The following is an 18,323-nucleotide window of genomic DNA, read 5'->3' as shown; positions in this document are numbered from 1 at the left end:
CCCGCAACCAAAAAATAAACCTGCTTTCAAGCGGGTATTTTTTTGTCATGGGTCATAGAGAAGAACCTAAGTCAGGGGCCCACAAAGAGGCCGAGCCCACGAAGTGGGACACAAAAACTCAAATCCTCACCACGCAACCTAAATCCCAAAAAATACACAAGCGCACAACCACCCTGCCAGATATGCAAAGCCCTCTTCGGCGTTCAATCAATAAAAACAAATCAAATAACTGAGGAGGGGAGGGTCTTCGGCCCGTGCGAACACGCGCAGACGAAGTATCTATCCTGAAACGGCAGCAAAGATGTACAGGCTGGCTTCAAACACATTACAATAAAGCTGAAAGCCGCCGAGTGAGTTCATCAGTTAAATAGACTGCCTGAGACCCTCGATCAGTCCAATCATCAAGAACCTCTCCCCAATATGCCAAGCGTGCATAAGATAATAAATCTGCATCAGCTTTAGACAATAACGATTTAGCCCACGCCGCAGCCTGATCTTTACTCGTAAACCGACCTGTCGTTGCTGTGTAAAGCATCCGTGCCAAGGTCAGTAAAACATTGCGCTCATCTCCATCAAGACCTTCAACTAAAGAAGGCAGCAGAATACGCATCGCATCTTTGATATGTTCTGATGAGATTTGCGTCAGAAGTGTCTGTGCTACCGGACCATAGAGAGAGAATGCCTATCCTTAAAGTGCAGTGATCATACAGATTTTTCAATTCCCACCTTGCCATTGATTAAGACACTTATATTCTATGTCTAAGTGAGTGACTCATGAGGAATGAAATGACGCCGGAAGAAATTTTTGTATCGCCGCAATGGGTGAAAGATCGTCAGAAATCTGCTGGTCTGAAGATCGTTGATGGTTCGTGGTATATGCCTGCGACGAAGCGTAATTGTGCTGAGGAATTCGAACAGGTTCATATTCCAGGTGCCGTGTTTTTCGATCAGGACAAAATCGTCGACCCGAGTTCTTCATTCCCGCATACTGTTCCGTCACCGGTCGTCTTTGCTGACGCCGCAGGCAAGCTCGGCATCAGTACTGACGATGAGATTGTGATTTATGAAACTGGTGATCTTTTTGCCGCTCCACGCGTTTGGTGGCTGTTTCATATTATGGGCGTTCAAAAGCTACACATTTTGCGCGGTGGTATTGCTGCATGGCAGGCTGAACGCTTTGAAACAGAAGCCGGTAAAGCTGCGCCGTTAGCGGTTGAATTCAAGCCTTATTATGCTGCTGATAAGGTGGTCTTTATCGAGGAAATGGTGCTGATCGCCAAACATGCGAAAGCGCATATTGTTGATGCACGTTCTGCGGAGCGCTTTACCGGTGCCGTGCCTGAACCGCGAGCCAATGTACGTTCTGGCTCAATTCCGAGTTCAAAGAATATGCCTTTCGGTTCCCTAGTTGAGAATGGCGGCTTTAAGTCACTGGAAACTATGAAACTGCTGTTTGAATCGCAGGGCGTGAAAAAAGACAAGCCGGTGGTGACAACCTGCGGTTCTGGCGTGACTGCAGCCGTGTTGTTTCTTGCTTTGAATATGCTGAATTATGAAAATGTTCGTCTCTATGACGGCTCATGGACAGAGTGGGGTACAGTCACTTGATATGTGACTATAAAATACCAGTTTTTGAGTATAATTTTCTTTGAATTTGCGCTCATAAAAACTAACATTCTTCTATTTCTTGTGTTTTAGAACATAAATATCGTGAATGGCGATAAACATTGATCTGAATCAATGAGAAAGACTCCTGACAATCTCACATTGAAATAAAGAGACGACTCAGGAGTTCAACATGAAGCTTGTTAAAACGCTGGCCCTTTGCGGTCTGGGCTTGTTTGGCGCAAGCTATGCAATTGCGGTTACATCGCATCATTGGTATGCGCCAAAGCAGGAAGCTACAGTTAATATTCAGGATCCGGTACTGATTAAGCAAGGTGAATATCTTGCCCGTGCCGGTGACTGTATTGCGTGTCATACTGCACCGGGCGGCAAGGAATTTGCCGGCGGTCTGGGTATGCAGACACCGCTTGGCACCATTTATTCAACAAATATCACACCGGACAAGAAAACCGGTATTGGTAATTACAGCTACGGTGATTTTGAGCGCGCTGTCCGTCGTGGTGTACGCCCCGACGGTGTGGCGCTCTATCCGGCTATGCCTTATGTTTCCTATGTGGTCGTGAAAGATGACGACATTAAAGCGCTCTATGCTTATTTCATGTCGCGCGTGGAAAATGTCGAGCAGGAAAATCAAGCTTCTACTTTGCCATGGCCGATGAATATGCGCTGGCCGCTGGCCTATTGGCAGCTGGCTTTTGCGCAGCCGCGTGAATTCACATCGGCAATTGGCATGGATGCCATGGTTGATCGCGGTGCCTATTTGGTTGAAGGTCTGGCGCATTGCGGCGCTTGCCATACACCACGTGGTATCGGCTATCAGGAAACAGCCCTCAGTGACGATAAGAAGGGCAATTATCTGTCCGGCTCGGTTCTCGAAGGCTGGTATGCGAAGAACCTGCGTGATGAAGGCACCGGCCTTTCCACATGGGCTGAAACAGAAATTACTGACTTCCTGAAAACCGGACGTAACGATCGTACAGCTGCTTTTGGTGGTATGTCTGATGTGGTTGCCCATAGTACGCAATATCTGACAGAGGATGATCTGACATCGATCGCCCGCTATCTGAAGAGCCTGCCTGCGCGTGCCAGCCATCCGCAGCAATGGACACCAAAGGAAGATGTAACAACGGCGGCACTGCGTGCTGGTGACTTCTCCGCTCCGGGTGCTGTTGGCTATGTGGATAATTGTGCTGCCTGTCACCGTCTGGACGGTCGTGGCGCAGCCCGTATTTTCCCTGCGCTTGCCGGAAACTCGATTGTCTTTGCTGAAGATCCGAGTTCGCTGATCCAGCTGACACTGGATGGTGCTGCAATGGCAGATACGCCGCATGATCCGATGGTCTTCAAGATGCCGGGCTTTGCTCAGCTGACCAACAAGGAAATCGCGGAAATCTTGAACTTTATCCGTAATGGTTGGGGCAATCACGGCTCGCATATCAAAGACAGTGACATTGCACGCATGCGGCATCTGATTGAGCACAAACCAGTGCATTATGTTCCGGAGGCAAAATAATGAATAAACAATTCTGGATCGGAACGGCTGCGGCTCTGGTAGTAACAATTGCGGCGGCAGGGGCAGGCTGGACATTCATCGTCAAGCCGTCCCGCGTGGATGCACCGCCGCTGCCAACTTATGATGTGGTTGATGCGGATGGTAAGGTCGTCGGAAAATACACGATCCCGAGCGATGATCTGATCGCCAAGGAACCTGATGCCGAAGCCATTATGTATGGTAAGCGCCTGCTCAATGAAACGGCTCGTCTGATGCCGGATAATGTTGGTGCAGGTCTGAACTGTAACTCCTGCCATCTGGCACAGGGTAAGCTGGATAATGGTGCGCCTTATATTAATGCCTATAATTTCTATCCACGGGTGATGCCGCGCGCGGGTAAGGAAGTTAATCTGGTTATGCGCATCAATGGTTGTTTCCAGCGTTCAATGAACGGTAAGTCGGTTGATCCGAAGTCCAAAGAAATGGGCGCTATGATCGCTTATATGAAATGGCTTGGTCAGGGCTTGCCGAAAGAGCACATGGTGAAAGTTGCCGGTGCGGGGCCGATTGATGAAACACTGGTGCCGGATCCGGTTAAAGGTAAGGGCATTTATGCGACCCAATGTGCGGTCTGTCATGGCAATGACGGTGAAGGCAAAAAAGACCAGTTTGGCGATTATATCTTCCCGCCGCTCTGGGGTGATGACAGCTTCAACATTGGTGCGGGTATGGCGCGTACCTATAAAGCAGCGGCCTTCGTCAAATATAATATGCCTGTCAGTGTGAACCTGAATACACCGGTTGGGCAAGGCGATATGCTGACGGATCAGGAAGCAGTGGATGTCTCTGAATATTTCACCCATATGCCGCGTCCGGACTTTGCCGGTAAGGTCAATGACTGGCCGAATAGCAAGAAGCCGAAAGATGCCCGCTATTAAAATTGGCTATTAAGATCGAGTGAAGATCAAACGAAAAAGCCGGTAGCAGAAATTGCTACCGGCTTTTTGCTGTTGATACACAGTCATTTCACTGTCAAAAAGCGCATGTGAATTTGTATGTTTTGTCTCGGGCAGAGCAAAGATAAAATAAAGGACTGAAGCCTCGTGAAAAAGCTGCTGCGGATAATATTGATTGTTGTGATTGCTGCTGTCGCCCTGATTGGCCAGCGTTGGTATAGCTATGTGACCAATATGACTGATCCGTTCGATGAGGTTGGTATCAATCTGCAATCTTATATGCCGGCACCATTGCGTCATTGGGGCTGTATGCAGCTGAAACAAAATTTCGGCAATAAAACCCTGCCGCCCTATGGTTGTCAGTCGCCGGATAGCGGCACCAAATGGGTTGATTAAGAGCTGTTTTGAGATTGTATAAAAAGGCGCGGATAACATGGGTTATCCGCGCCTTTTTCTATTCGTAGCTCTGTAATCAGCGCCAGCTGAGGAAATAGTACTCAATACGGCCGATGAGCCAGCTGGTAATCAGCCCCATCACGGAAAGAATGGTAACACCGGCAAACAGGCGTTCGAGATCGTAAAGCGAACCGGCTTCGAGAATATAGGCGCCAACACCATATTCCGCGCCGAGCATTTCTGCGGCAACCAGCAGAATAATCGCAATTGCAATAGAAACACGTAAGCCCGACAGGATGCCAGGCAGCGCGCCCCGCAAGACGATCTTGCGAATAATCGACCACCAGTTCAGATTAAAGCTCTGTCCCATGCGGATCAGGCTACGATCCACATTATCAACCGCGCCATAGGTTGCGACCACTGTCGGTGTGAAAGTACCAAACGCGATCAGCGCATATTTCGACATTTCATCAATGCCAAACCAGATCACAAACAACGGCAGCAGGGCGATTTTCGGGATCGGGAAAATGGCTGCAACGAGCGGTACCAAACCGGCACGGACATAGGAAAACAAGCCGATCATAGTGCCGAGTAAGATGCCGGCAGCAATCCCCATAGATGCGCCGACAAACAGGCGCTGTAGCGATGGCAGCAAATGCTTCCAGAGCAGACCAGTATCATAGAGCTGATAGAAGGTGTTGAAGACTGCCGAAGGGCGCGGCAAAGTAAGATTGGAAATAAACCCTGTGCGGGTGCCAAGTTCAGCCAGCGCGATCAGCACAATAAACAGGATTGGCGCAATGAAACGCACTTTAACCGGCGCGAAACCGCCACCGCGAAATGGTACAGGACGGGTAATGACTGTCGGGTTCTCGTGTGATTTTGTCATTACAGCAGCTCCTGATCCGCAGCCATCGCTTCATCGCGCATGAGAGCCCATAGTTCCTGCTGTTTGGCATCGAGCACCGGATCGGCGAGATGGCGCTGATCGAGTGGTGTGTCGATGGTGACAACCTGATTGATCCGTCCCGGACGGCGCGACAGCACCACAATTTTATGGCCAAGGCGCACAGCTTCAGCCAGATTATGGGTGACATAAACGGCTGTGAAAGGCTGGCGTGTCCAGAGTGATACCAGATCATCCATTAGCAATTCGCGGGTCTGGCTGTCGAGCGCGGAAAGCGGCTCATCCATCAGCATGACATCAGGTCGCACGGCCAGTGCGCGGGCAATGGCCACGCGTTGCTTCATGCCGCCGGAAAGCTGCTTGGGATAGGCGTTGGCAAAGTCAGACAGGCGGGTGCGTGCCAGCACATCAGAGATGATGGCATCCATTTCTGATGTGGATAATTTGTGATCTTCCAGTACCAGCCGGATATTGCCGGCAACAGTGCGCCAAGGCAGCAATGCGAAATGCTGGAAAACATAAGTCAGCGGATTGAGCGAGGAGGGCGAAGGTTCCCCGACCTGCAAAACCTGACCTGAAGTTGGTTGCTCAAGGCCGCCGATAAATCGGAGCAATGTGGATTTGCCGCAACCGGAGGGGCCGATCAGACAGACAATCTGCCCCTGATTGATCTCTAGCGTGATATCACGCAAAACTTCGACCTTACCATAATGGTGGCCGACATTTTTTAACAGCAAATCCATGCAGTTTGTACTTCTTCTCGTCAGGGCGGCAGGGTTAAAGTGTATCCTGAAAAGTGTGAAGCGGTTTTCAGATAAGATACACGAAATAACAAACAGAGAGAGCATTTCTTAGGAATTAAAACAAACTGGAAATGCTCTATCGCTACGGGCCCTGATCATTCGCGGGAAACAGCCGGCAGGATAAACCGTACCGGCTGAAAAGACTTCAGATCAGATGGTTTTGACGTAGCTGGTGTCAAACAGCATTTCAGGTGTAATGGTGTCTTTTACCATTTTCTCGTCTTTAAACCAGTTCAGCTGTTCGGTTACAGAACCGAGCGACAGTGCAAGACCTTTATTGATACGCATGGCACCATTGACCAGATTGGCTTTGGCCTGTTCAAACGGCAGATCCATTTCCACATATTTATGGACGAATTTTGCAATCGCATCGACTTCCTCAGCAGAGGCGGTTTTGTCAACCAGTGCCGCATTATAGTCATCAATGGCTTTGGAATAAGCGCGGATAAAGGCTTCTGTTTTCGCGCGTTCTTCCGCAGCATTTTTGGTCGATGTGAAAACGGTTGTCACCTGATAATCAGGCGCAACATCAGACACCAGACCGATTTGCTTGGCCGCACCTTCTGCAATCATCTTTTTGGCAATGCTTGGCTGGATAGCCCATGCATCAATCTGGCCGGAGGTCAGAGCGCCAACAACAGCGCCGACTTTCTGCAACGGGCGCAAAGTGATTTCAGACAATGGAATATTATTTGCCTTGGCAATTTTATAGGCCATGAAATGGAAGGACGAACCGGCGGTGGTGATGCCGAAGCTCTTACCTGCCAGATGTTTAGGCTCGGTGAGACCGGCTTCATAGGCTTTGTTCGAGGCAAGAATAATCTGGCCTGCGAGGCCTTTTTCTTCCTGCAGGGAACCGCCGATAACTTTCACTGCATTTTTCTCGGCCAGATTGATCAGGCCGCCGCTCATGGCAGTTACACCGAAATCAACATCCCCACCGGCAATGGCAACAGCCATCGGCTGGGCGGCTTCAAAATATTTGAATTCCATATCGAGGTTTTCGGCTTTGAAATAGCCGCGTTCCATTGCGATGAAGCTCGGTGCCTGACTGGCAAGGCGAATAATGCCCAGTACAGCCTTGATCTCAGCGTCTTGCGCTCTGGCACTTAAGGTAAAAGGAGCGCCGAATACAGTCATAGCACCGGCTGCACTGAGCCCTGCGAGAGTCTGGCGACGGGAGAGCTGGAATTTCTGCATCTGTTTTTCCTTACCAAAAGCGGGAGGAGGCAGCCGTTGCAGTGCAACTTATACCTCTTTGACCACTGTCCAAACCTTGTCACTTTCTTGCGAAAAGGTATGGATTTTTTTGCAATGATTTCGTGTGCCTTTTAAAGCAAACTTCGTTTGATTTGAAGCTAAAAGGCACTTCATGCCGGTCTGTCCCGCGCAATTGTGATGGAAAAGCATGTTTTATTTGGATTTAAGTGGTTTGCGGACAAGTGTGAGACACAGCACACCGCTGATAATCAGTATTGTGGCCGCGAGTTCTGTGAGCGATGGCATCTCTTGCAGAAAGATGATGCCTAAGATCATGGTGACCACGGGTATCAGCGATGACAATGCAGATCCTGCCGCCGCACCAAGGCCTGCAACCGCACGATTAAAGGCCACCAGCCCGATGATTGTGGTGAATATGCCCTGATAGACAGCCTGTGTAATGATATCGTTTAACGGGGCAGTGGTGATGTTCTTGTCGAAAAAGACGAGATAAAGCGGCAGATAGAAAATGGCAGAAATAACCGCCGCGAGAGCCGTGGCATGGAGAGCAGAAATGCCGCTGCGCCGCACAGAAATCACATAGGCAGCCCAGAGAATTGCTGCGGTAAAGAATGCCAGATGCCCGTAGGATTGGCCGCTTTCAAAAGACTGGCTTGCAACCGCAAATGCACCGGAAAGGATCAGCACTATGCCGAGCCATCCGCGTTTGGGCAGTATTTCCTTGAGCAAAAATATGCCAAATAAAGCGACTAAAACAGTCATCAGGCCTGGGGTGAGGGCGGCAGCTTGCGAAGCAGGCGCAAAGCGCAGGCCGATCGCTGTGAGCAAGGCATAGGGCGCACCGGCACCGCAGACCAGCAGAATAAAGCCGCTGCGGCCCAGCCGGTCGAGACCTAAGCCTGTCTTGAACAAGACCGGCAATAACAGCAATCCGCCGGTGCTGAACCGTAACGCAATAATATCATAGGCCGTGAGGCTGGATTTGACCCCGAAACGGGTGAGAACGAAAGAGCCGGACCAGATGCATAAGCCGAGTAGTCCCCATAAAAGCGCCGTGAAGCGTGAGGGCGCGGCCTGTTGTGGCAAGGGAATTTGATCGGGATGTGTTGTGCCGGCTGACATGGTGATCTCCTGTTATGAAGACCTGCCTGTGGCATGATTAGCATGCTGACCGGTCATTAAAACCGATCAGATTGCACATAAGTATAGCTTATGACTGGTCGATGCCGGTCATGATTAGTGTGGAAAGGGCTGCATAAATCTCCGGCTGCGTCATGTCCTTTTGAGCTATCAGCTGCAATGTCCGATAAAGAGCAGGTTCCAGCGAGCGCAGCCGCAGATCGTGAAAATCGGCTTGCGGAAATGTCTCTCTGGCGAGAATAGTGATGCCAAGTCCCTGACGAACCATATTCAGCGCAGTCGGCACATCTTGTGTAAGGATGGTCAGCGGTTCAGGCAGATTGGCTTCCTGAAACAGTGGCAGCATAATATGCTCGGAGCCTGCCGCCATAATGATGGTTTGCAGCGCCGCATTCTCTAATGTCAGTGCGGGTTGATGCATGAGCGGCGCATCGCGGCGAATGACGGCCAGCAGTTCCTCTTGTTTCAGAACTTGGTACATAAGATTATCGGTCAGGTGCTGCGCTAAAGCTGTAATGCCGCTATCGGTAATCCCTTGCTTTACCCAGTCACTCACTTCCAGATGCGTGCCCTGATAGAGCGAGATTTCAAGCTTTGGAAATAGGCGTTGCAATTGTTTGCTCCATTGCGGCAGCCATGTTTCTGCAATGCTTGGGATCGCGGCAATGCTGAAGCGATGAGGCTGATGCCGCTGCTGGTTTTCTGCGGTCTCTGCTGTTTTTAAAATCCGCAGTGCCGCATCAACCGCGTTGCGGGCATCCGGCAGAATGTTTTGTGCAAAAGCTGTCGGTGTAACGCCAGATGCGGTTCTGGTAAAAAGCGGTGAGCCGAGTATCTTTTCGAGCGAGGCAAGGGATTGGCTGGCAGCAGATTGTGTGAGATGCAGCTGACGCGCCGCTTGGCCGATGGAACCACAGGCGGTAATAGTGAGCAGCAATTCCAGCTGGGATAAAGTTAGTTTTCGCTGCATGACAGCCTGTCTGTATGAATGCGGCAATATAAGATGATGCCCGTTAACTCTGCGCGGATATACTTGTTTGCGCGTGACCGTTTGTAAAAATCTTATTTGGCGATACGCCGGACTCTGCGCTACAAGATTATGTCAGGCGGTGTTTTTCTGGCAAGCGCGGATTGTATTTTCTTTGGCTTGCTTCCGCCGTCTATAGTGGATGAGGGCGTTGCTGTGTGCGGATTAGCGGGTTATGTCGGGCAGATAACAGATCAGGCGCCGGAAGTTTTGTTGCGCCGGATGGCTGATGCTGTTGCCCATCGCGGGCCTGATGAGCAGGGCGCGGTGGTGTTGCAAGGTGCAGGACTTGCCCATAAACGCCTTTCCATCGTGGGTATCAGCGACGGTCAGCAGCCGATGCACAGCCATGACCGCCAGCATAGTCTGGTTTTCAACGGCCAGATTTTTAATCATGCAGAATTGCGACGTGATCTCGAAGCGCAGGGCGCACGGTTTCGAACCCATAGTGATACAGAGATCATCCTGCAACTTTATGCGCGTTATGGCACGGATTGCCTGCGCCATATGAATGGTGATTTTGCTTTCGCTTTATGGGATGCACAGCAGCAGCGGATGTTTATTGCGCGTGATCGCCTTGGGGTGCGTCCGCTGTTTTATACGCATGTTGACGGTATTCTGTATTTTTCCTCGGAAATCAAAGCGCTGTTGCGTGTTCCGGGCGTGCAGGCCGAGCTTGATCCACTGGCGCTGGATCAGATTTTCACGCTTTGGGCGCCGGTTGCACCGCGCACGGCATTTCGCAATATTTCTGAACTTGAACCCGCACATATGATGATCTGCGATGCCAATGGCATCAGGATTAACCGTTATTGGGAACTGGATTATCCTGATCGTCATGATGCGATGATCACCGATGCTGATGCGGCTGCGGAAGAGCTTGAAGCTTTGTTGCAGGATGCAACAGGCTTGCGGCTTCAGGCGGATGTGCCGGTCGGCACTTATCTCTCCGGCGGGTTGGATTCATCACTGATTGCGGCTTTTGCGCAGCCACTTGCAAAGGGTGCATTGCATAGTTTTTCCGTAGGCTTTGAGCACGCGGACTATGATGAAAGCCGCTATCAGCACATGGTGGCGCAGGCGCTGCACACGCATCATCATTCCATCTCGATTGCGGGGGATGATATTGCTACGATTTTTCCCGATGTTGTTGCTGCTGCGGAAGTGCCTTTGGTGCGCACCGCACCGGCACCGCTTTACCGGCTGGCGCAACTGGTGCGTGACAGCGGAATGAAAGCGGTGCTGACCGGTGAGGGCGCGGATGAGGTTTTTGCCGGTTATGATATTTTCCGCGAGGCCAAAGTCCGGCGATTTTGCGCAAGGCAGCCGCAGTCACAGATCAGGCCACACTTGTTTCGCAGGCTCTATCCCTATTTGCCGGGGTTACAGGCACAGCCACCGGAAACGCTGGCAGCATTTTTTGGTGTTCACGGGGCTGATCTGGCTGATCCGCTCTATTCGCACCGGCCGCGCATGAAGGCGACGGGTGCGGCTAAATTGTTTTTCTCAGCCGATCTGAAGCGTGAAATCGGGGGGTATGATGCAGGCGAAGAACTGGCCGCGAAATTGCCGGAACGCTTTGGCCAGTGGCATGAATTGCATCAGGCGCAATATCTGGAATGCCGGTTTTTGTTGCCGTCCTATATTCTCTCGAGTCAGGGAGACCGCATGGCGATGGCGCATGGTGTGGAAACGCGCTTTCCGTTTTTGGATTACCGTCTGTCGGAATTTGCTGCTAAACTCCATCCGTCACTGAAACTACATGGTCTGACCGAGAAATATTTGTTGCGTCGCGTAGCGCGGGAGCGGGTTCCGGCAGAGGTGCTGCAACGCCAAAAACAGCCTTATCGTGCACCGGATAGCCAGTCTTTTACCGGCAAAGGTGAGAAAGATTATGTTCGTGACTTGATGAGTGAAAACCGTATTCAGGAGAGCGGATATTTCAACGCTAAAGCTGTATCTAAATTATATGAGAAGAATAAAGGGCAAGGGTTAAGCGGTTTCCGCGACAATACAGCCTATGTTGGTATTCTATCCACGCAGCTGTGGTTGCAAAAATTTACTAATTTCTTCAATTAATGCAGACAATGTTAAGTTTAATGGTCTCTTTGTTAAACAAATAGGCTAAGAGAGACGGCAGAGAATTATATTTTAAAGACTTACTTGAGAGAACTCTCAGGCTGTTGCTTAGAGCGTATCCCGAAAAATGTGAAACGGTTTTCGGAAAAGATGCGCGTTAAAACAAATGATTAGAGTACCGTTCTGATCCAATCAGATCGAAACGCGCTCTAATGCGAAGCTTGCGCGTGATTGAAACAGGATATGACTATGAGTGACACAATTAAAATCCGTCTGCGTGATTTCATCGTTGAGAATTTTCTTTTTGGCGATACGGATTATGCGCTGGAAGATGATGCTTCGTTGATTGATAATGATATTATGGACTCCACCGGCGTGCTGGAGTTGATTGCTTTTATCGATGAGGCATTCGGTGTAAAAATGGCGGATGCTGACATCGTTCCGGCCAATCTCGACAGCGTGGCAAAGATCGTCAATTTTGTGTCTGCCCGTCAAGCTGCCTGATAAAAAGGCACTCCCGATGCGTATTGAGAGCTACCTTAGAGCGCATGCACAAAATACCGGTGAGAAAACGGCGCTGGTCACAGGACAAGTGCGCCTTTCTTATCGCGAATTTGACGCGAAGGCTGAGGCGCTGGCACAATGCTTGCAGGCACAGAATGTGCAACGCGGTGATCGCGTTGTCATTTTTATGGATAATTGCTGGCAGGCCGCGGTTTCTGTTTTTGCTATTCTCAAGGCCGGTGCGGTTTTCACATTAGTGAATCCGTCAACCAAAGCAGATAAGCTTGGCTATATTCTCAATGATTGCACACCATCGCTTCTGCTGACACAGGCGAAATTATTGCCGGTGATTGATGAGGCTGAGGCTTTTTCAAAGATTCCGGTAGTGATCGCAGTGCAGGGGCCAAGCCGTTCAAAGCGTGCCTGCCTGTCGTTTGAGGAAGCTGTTGTGCCTCAGCCTGATAGCGCACCGGTGGTGAATGGCAGTATCGATATTGATCTCGCTATGCTGATTTATACATCCGGCTCAACCGGTCGCCCTAAGGGCGTGATGATGACACATCGCAACATTGAAGCGGCGGCGACATCTCTGACCGGCCTTTTAAAAAATACGCAGGATGATATTATTCTCTCCGTGTTGCCGCTGTCGTTCAATTACGGGCTTTATCAATTGCTGATGGCAATCAAGCTTGGCGCGACGCTGATCTTGGAAAAGTCCTTTGCCTTTCCGCAGGCAGTCTTTGATCTGATGCGGACGGAGAAGGTAACGGGTTTTCCGATTGTGCCCACTATGTCCGCAATCATGATGCAAATGAAAGATCTGGCTGCGGGTTTTTTGCCTGATCTGCGTTATATTACCAATACGGCGGCGCAATTGCCGGTGCCGCATATTGCGTTTTTGCAACGGGTTATCCCAGATGCGGAAATTTACTCCATGTACGGCATGACCGAGTGTAAGCGTTGCACATGGTTGCCACCGCATATGATTAGCCAAAAACCGGAATCCGTCGGTATCGCACTGCCGAATAGCGAAGTCTATTTGGTGGATGAGCAGGGCGGAGAAGTGCCGGTTGGTGAAGCAGGTGAAATGGTAGTGCGCGGCCCTAATGTGATGCAGGGCTATTGGAGCAATCCTGAAGCCAGCGCTGAAGTGCTGCGTACAGGGCGTAATACGTGGGAAAAGGTACTGCATACCGGTGACCTGCTACGCATGGATGCAGACGGGTATTATTATTTTGTCGGTCGCAAGGATGATATTATCAAATCGCGCGGCGAAAAAGTACCACCCAAAGAGGTTGAAACGGTACTCTACAGCCACCCCGCTATTCTTGAGGCTGTGGTAGCCGGTGTGCCGGATGCAATGCTGGGGCAGGCAATCACGGCGCTGGTCACAATCAATGATGCGGCGCTGAATGATAAGGATATTATCCGCTTCTGCCGCCAGCATCTCGAAGATTATATGGTGCCGGGTTTTGTTCAGATAACAGATGAACTGCCGCGCACGGATACGGGTAAAGTCAGTCGTCGTCTTGCGGCGGAAATATTGGCCAAACAATACAGGCAGTTTCAGGATGAGTAAGATGCAAGAATTTTCACCGCAGACAATGGTGATTGATGCGGAAGCAGAAGTGGCAAAAATCACTGCGGCTTTACGTAGTCAGTTGCGCGGCTTGCGCCGTCGCGGTCTGGTTGTCGGGATTTCCGGCGGTATTGACTCCAGCGTCAGCACGGCATTGGCGGTGCGGGCTGTAGGTGCGGATAAGGTGTTCGGTATTTTTATGCCGGAAAATGACTCCGATCCGCTGTCATTGGCACTCGGGCAGAAGCTGGCTGCGACTTACGACGTGCAGACTGTGATTGAGGATATCGGACCCGCATTGGCTGCGATGGGCTGCTATCGTCGCCGCGATGATTTTATTCGTTCTGTGGTGCCTGCCTATGGTGAGGACTGGGCATCGAAACTGGTGATTAATAATGCTGCCGAGAATGGCGGCTATAATATTTCGTCACTGGTGGTGCAATCGCCGGATGGTCAGCAGGAGAAAATTCGTCTGACACCGGAAGCTTACTTAGGCATTGTTGCTGCAACTAATATGAAACAGCGCACCCGCAAACAGTTTGAATATTACCATGCCGACCGCCTGAACTTTGCGGTTGTGGGTACGCCAAACCGTCTTGAATATGATCAGGGCTTTTTCGTTAAAAACGGTGATGGTGCGGCAGATGTGAAACCGATTGCCCATCTTTACAAGACACAGGTCTATCAGCTGGCGGAATATCTCGGCGTGCCGGAAGATATTCGCAAGCGCCCGCCGACGACGGACACTTTCTCGCTGGCGCAGACGCAGGAGGAGTTCTATTTCTCCCTGCCTTATTATCTGATGGATTTGTGCCTCTATGCGCTGAACCATAATATTGGCGTCGCAGAAACCGCTAAAGCCACCAATCTGAATGAAGCACAGGTGCAGCATGTCTGGGCGGATATTACTGCCAAGCGCAAAACCACCAAGGCGTTGCACGAACCGCCGCTGCTGGTTGAACCGGTGACAGATTTTCTAAAATAATAAAAAACCGCCTTTAAGGCGGTTTTTTATATTGTTTTTTACGCATTATCCTGCGTAAAACCGCTTCACGCTTTTACTGGAAATGCTTTAAAGCGGATGACCGCTGAGGCAGCTCCAATGCTCTCCGGCAATGCCGTTGAGCTGTGCGCGACCTGTTTCGAAATTTGCCAGCATAGCAGGATCTTTCGCCCAGACCATGGTAGACGCGAGATGGGTGAAGGCAATGCGCTTGCCGAGCATGGCTTCCATCATCAGCGGTTGGGTGCGTCCGCGAATGGCCACAGCCCCGTTTTGTGCCGCATGATGGATCAGCGCATCAATGGTTTGGCTGGCAGCCTTCGGATGACTGAGAAGCTCCAATACCCGTGCTGTGCCGCCATTCCGCAAGTGATAGAGAAACAGCCCGACAGTCTTGCCGGTTTTGGTTGCTGCTTTCACCATAAAAGGCTGGCCGTAATCCGGCTTTTGCAAAGCATCCTGTAATCGTGCAGTGAATTGCTGTTCCTGCCATTGCGGGCGGCTGGCAAAATCTGCACTGAACTGATGATAAAGCGCAGTGAATTCTGCCATATCAATTTGCTGACACTGCAACGTCTGACCGGCAGTCCAGTTTTGCGGTGTGCCAGACCACCGCAAACTATTATGCGGCATGGCATTGCGCTTGCGCTGGTCAATAAAACCCGCGACAGGGAGAAAGAGTTTCAGCAGTCCCAGTTTTGAACCGGCTGTCTCAACTGCAAATTTAAGCGGGCTGATAATCCGTAACCAGTCGAGACTGTAATTGGTGAACTGAACAGCATTGAGTTTTTTCCACATAGCGGCAGTGGTTTCGCTCGCCGTTTCGGTAAGGATCAGATCATAATTATCATCCAGCAGGCTGCGCATCAGTTTTGCACCACCCAGCGGGTCCTGCTCATGATTGTCGACCATCAGTGAGCCGACCATTGCTGCTTTGAGTAATTGTGTTCCGTGCAAATAGTCAAAATAATGAACGCCGATAAACCCGCAAATTGCTCCTTGCTCATTTAGCAGAACCTTGGAGGCAGGGGCTGTCTCACCGGCAAGGCCGATATAGAGGTGCTGCAGATAGGCTTTGAGGGCGGGAGAGGGCTGCTTACTGCTCTTTTGAAAAATCTTTTGAAACAGACGGATCACATCCGGCATGTCCGCATTTGTCAAAAACCTGATTTTACTCATGCAAAATAGTCCCCGCTTTTGCTGAAATATGTTCAGTTCTGTTAACTCAAAATCGTGATCAACTAAAACTTGATTCTTTTTATCAAGTTTAATATTGCCAGATATAAGAGTGAAACTCTTTCGTTAAATTTCTGTCTATCAAAACTTGTCATGAATGTCATGGCAGGACGGATGCTGTCCGCCTGCCAAAGGGGGTATTATGTCTGTTGTCAGGCGCTGTCTGCAAGCATCTCTCGCCGGTACAATATTAAGTCTTTCCGGTTTTTCCTTGATTACGCTTGCTCAGGCGCAAGAGCAAAAAGCGGTTAAAGATAAAACTGCCGCGCAAACCGAAGCTGCCACACAATTACAGACCATTACGATCAGTGGTGGATTGAATGGTGCTTTTGCACAAGGTGACGGGGTTTACCGCACACCTGCACCGGTCAGTTCTGTGAGTGGGGATGCATTGCAGGAGCGATTTGGCGGAGACGCACAGGCTGCACTGCGCTCGACACCGGGGGTATTTACCCGTCAGCAAAGTAGCCAGCCCGGTATTGAGGTGAATATTCGCGGAATGAGCGGTTTTGGCCGCGTTAACGCGATGATTGATGGTGTGCCGCAGACATTCCGCAACGTGGCAGGGCATGCTTCGTCAGGCGGAACATTGCTTTATGTGCAGCCGGAATTGCTCGGCGGTATTGATGTGCGTAAAGGGGCCGTCGGTGGCGCTGCCGGTATGGGCACACTAAGCGGTGCCGCAAATTTCCGCACGCTTGACTTTGACGATATTGTTTTGCCCGGCCATGATGTCGGCGTGCTGACACGCTGGAAAGCCGGAACCAATGGTTTTGGCGGCTCCGGTATGCTGGCGGGAGCGGTGCGCGCTAATCTCAATAGCGATCCGTCCAGTAATGTCAGTATGCTTGGTGCCTTTGCCCGCACATCCTACGGCACATTTAAAAACGGCGATGGTGTTTATGTGGATGGCGGGCGCGATGCCACCAATCGTCCGGGTGGCGGATTGCTCAAACTGGAATTTGCGCCATCCTCTGAGCATAATCTTAAACTTGGTGCCCGCTGGTATGAAAACCGCTTCGTCTATGCGAATTACGAGCAGGATCTGAAAAATGCATCCTATACGGCCAATTATGCCTATACGCCGGACGATAATGACTGGATCGATCTGAAGGTGAATGCCTATTACAACCGCACCAATATGGACTATGCGGCAACCGGCGGGAGCTATCGCGGCCGTAAGACAGATGATCGCGGCTATGGTTTTGATATTTCCAATACCAGCAAAACCATGCTGGCCGAGGATGTACAGCTCAGCCTGTTTTATGGCGGCTCCCTGAGCAGTGACGAATATCTGATCAATAATTATCGCGGCGCTAATCCTCCCGGAACATTAAAGAAAACCAGTGGCTTCACCGATGCGACCCTGTCGTGGAACATGTTCACATTCACAGGTGGTTTGCGCTACGACCATTGGAATGTTGAAGGTTTCCAACCAGCCTATGCGGCGGGTACGGGTGATTGCCCTGCAGGCGGGCCTGTCTGCGGTAACAAGGATATCGAGCGCAGCAGCGGTAAATGGCTGCCGAAAGTGTCTGTGACGGCGCAACCTTATCAGGGCATGGAGCTTTATGCGACCTATGCCCATACTTTCCGTCCGCCGACTGTGCAGGAAATGTTCTTCTCACTGATCCCGATTGGTGCAGGATTGGGCAGCGGCATTGCCAATAATCTCAATCTTGAACCGGAATATAGCAAAGGCTGGGATGTCGGGGTGAACCTGACTGAAGACGGCTTGTTACGCAGCGGCGATAAATTCCGTCTGAAGACTGGCTTCTTCCACAATAACATCGAAAACTTTGTCGTTAATGACTTTGTGGATGTGCCGAACCGTGGCCCGACTGCGATGTGGATCAACCGACAGGGCAAGACCAAAATGTATGGCTGGGAAATTGAGGGCAGTTACGATCTCGGCTTCTTCTACACCAATGTTTCTTATACCCGTGCCAAAACAGATCAGCCGATCGGCGAAGGCGCCGGTGCAGGCAACGGCGATGCTTTCATGATACCCGATCAGTATGGCACGCTTGATACAGGTATTCGTTTGTTTGATGAGACGCTCACCTTGGGCGCGCAGGCACGCTATTTCGGCAAAAGCAGCTATGCCTATTTTGGTACGGATTTTGGTCAGAAATTCGAATTGCCGAGCTATATACTCTACGATCTTTACGGTTCTTATAAGCTGAAAGAAAATGCAGAACTGTTTTTCTCGGTTGAGAATGTAGCGAATAAAAATTACCGCGTGGCTGTTTCAGGGCCGTTGGGCGAAAATGAATATTCAGGCAAAGGCCGCAGCTTTATTTTTGGTGCAAGCGCTAAATTCTGAAGATTGTTGACCTCTGTTTGAAGCTCAA

Annotated in this window: 17 protein-coding genes; 10 read left to right on the top strand and 7 right to left on the bottom strand. The window is 50.5% G+C overall.

Features of this window, described 5'->3' with window-relative positions:
* Nucleotides 1-233 (top strand): hypothetical protein (locus QUF18_RS18035; RefSeq protein WP_289388667.1); only part of this gene is annotated, 233 nt, incomplete at its 5' end.
* 92 nt (nt 234-325) lie between these two features.
* Here QUF18_RS18035 and QUF18_RS18030 read toward each other — a convergent pair.
* Nucleotides 326-646: an aminoglycoside adenylyltransferase domain-containing protein gene (locus QUF18_RS18030; protein ID WP_491723602.1), complete on the bottom strand. Its 321-nt coding sequence runs from the start codon at nt 644-646 to the stop codon at nt 326-328.
* 128 nt (nt 647-774) lie between these two features.
* On the opposite strand from QUF18_RS18030, the gene sseA reads away from it, so the two are divergent.
* The 4 genes from sseA (at nt 775) to QUF18_RS18010 (ending at nt 4,470) form a co-directional block, all read left to right on the top strand.
* Nucleotides 775-1,608: a 3-mercaptopyruvate sulfurtransferase gene (gene sseA, locus QUF18_RS18025; protein ID WP_289388666.1), complete on the top strand. Its 834-nt coding sequence runs from the start codon at nt 775-777 to the stop codon at nt 1,606-1,608.
* Between the two features lie 190 nt (nt 1,609-1,798).
* On the top strand, nt 1,799-3,139 hold the full coding sequence (locus tag QUF18_RS18020; RefSeq protein ID WP_289388665.1) for a c-type cytochrome: 1,341 nt from the start codon (nt 1,799-1,801) through the stop codon (nt 3,137-3,139).
* Nucleotides 3,139-4,056: a c-type cytochrome gene (locus tag QUF18_RS18015; protein WP_289388664.1), complete on the top strand. Its 918-nt coding sequence runs from the start codon at nt 3,139-3,141 to the stop codon at nt 4,054-4,056. The genes QUF18_RS18020 and QUF18_RS18015 overlap by 1 nt, the downstream gene beginning before the upstream one ends.
* A gap of 165 nt (nt 4,057-4,221) precedes the next feature.
* Entirely contained in the window at nt 4,222-4,470 is a 249-nt protein-coding gene (locus tag QUF18_RS18010) for a hypothetical protein (protein WP_289388663.1), read from the top strand.
* 76 nt (nt 4,471-4,546) lie between these two features.
* On the opposite strand, the gene QUF18_RS18005 is transcribed toward QUF18_RS18010, so the two are convergent.
* The 5 genes from QUF18_RS18005 to QUF18_RS17985 form a co-directional block, all read right to left on the bottom strand.
* Nucleotides 4,547-5,359 (bottom strand): ABC transporter permease, encoded by an 813-nt coding sequence (locus QUF18_RS18005; protein ID WP_289388662.1) that lies wholly within the window; start codon nt 5,357-5,359, stop codon nt 4,547-4,549.
* Entirely contained in the window at nt 5,359-6,120 is a 762-nt protein-coding gene (locus tag QUF18_RS18000) for an ABC transporter ATP-binding protein (protein ID WP_289388660.1), read from the bottom strand. The genes QUF18_RS18005 and QUF18_RS18000 overlap by 1 nt, the downstream gene beginning before the upstream one ends.
* A gap of 210 nt (nt 6,121-6,330) precedes the next feature.
* Nucleotides 6,331-7,380, bottom strand: coding sequence for an ABC transporter substrate-binding protein (locus QUF18_RS17995; RefSeq protein ID WP_289388659.1), 1,050 nt, complete (start codon nt 7,378-7,380; stop codon nt 6,331-6,333).
* Between the two features lie 213 nt (nt 7,381-7,593).
* Nucleotides 7,594-8,523 (bottom strand): DMT family transporter, encoded by a 930-nt coding sequence (locus QUF18_RS17990; protein ID WP_289388658.1) that lies wholly within the window; start codon nt 8,521-8,523, stop codon nt 7,594-7,596.
* 88 nt (nt 8,524-8,611) lie between these two features.
* Complete coding sequence (locus QUF18_RS17985) at nt 8,612-9,511, bottom strand: LysR family transcriptional regulator (RefSeq protein WP_289388657.1); 900 nt, start codon at nt 9,509-9,511, stop codon at nt 8,612-8,614.
* 213 nt (nt 9,512-9,724) lie between these two features.
* On the opposite strand from QUF18_RS17985, the gene asnB reads away from it, so the two are divergent.
* The 4 genes from asnB to nadE all read left to right on the top strand — a co-directional run bounded on the left by asnB (nt 9,725) and on the right by nadE (nt 14,715).
* Nucleotides 9,725-11,647, top strand: coding sequence for an asparagine synthase (glutamine-hydrolyzing) (gene asnB / locus QUF18_RS17980; RefSeq protein WP_289388670.1), 1,923 nt, complete (start codon nt 9,725-9,727; stop codon nt 11,645-11,647).
* A 249-nt stretch (nt 11,648-11,896) separates the two neighbouring features.
* A complete protein-coding gene (locus QUF18_RS17975) occupies nt 11,897-12,151 on the top strand; it encodes an acyl carrier protein (RefSeq protein ID WP_289388656.1) in 255 nt (84 codons plus the stop codon).
* Nucleotides 12,152-12,167: 16 nt separating this feature from the next.
* A complete protein-coding gene (locus QUF18_RS17970) occupies nt 12,168-13,730 on the top strand; it encodes a class I adenylate-forming enzyme family protein (RefSeq protein ID WP_289388655.1) in 1,563 nt (520 codons plus the stop codon).
* On the top strand, nt 13,723-14,715 hold the full coding sequence (gene nadE, locus QUF18_RS17965) for an NAD(+) synthase (protein ID WP_289388653.1): 993 nt from the start codon (nt 13,723-13,725) through the stop codon (nt 14,713-14,715). The genes QUF18_RS17970 and nadE overlap by 8 nt, the downstream gene beginning before the upstream one ends.
* An 87-nt stretch (nt 14,716-14,802) precedes the next feature.
* Here the strand turns inward: nadE and QUF18_RS17960 are convergent, their stop codons facing one another.
* Nucleotides 14,803-15,912 carry a GNAT family protein gene (locus QUF18_RS17960; protein WP_289388652.1) on the bottom strand — a complete coding sequence of 370 codons (1,110 nt, stop codon included), beginning with the start codon at nt 15,910-15,912 and terminating at the stop codon, nt 14,803-14,805.
* A 199-nt stretch (nt 15,913-16,111) separates the two neighbouring features.
* Here QUF18_RS17960 and QUF18_RS17955 point away from each other — a divergent pair, with 199 nt between their 5' ends.
* Complete coding sequence (locus QUF18_RS17955; RefSeq protein ID WP_289388651.1) at nt 16,112-18,295, top strand: TonB-dependent receptor domain-containing protein; 2,184 nt, start codon at nt 16,112-16,114, stop codon at nt 18,293-18,295.
* Nucleotides 18,296-18,323 lie beyond the last annotated feature (28 nt).

Source organism: Pseudochrobactrum kiredjianiae (genome assembly GCF_030362795.1).
GTDB lineage: Bacteria > Pseudomonadota > Alphaproteobacteria > Rhizobiales > Rhizobiaceae > Pseudochrobactrum > Pseudochrobactrum kiredjianiae.
This window is presented reverse-complemented; position numbering and strand designations above follow the sequence as displayed.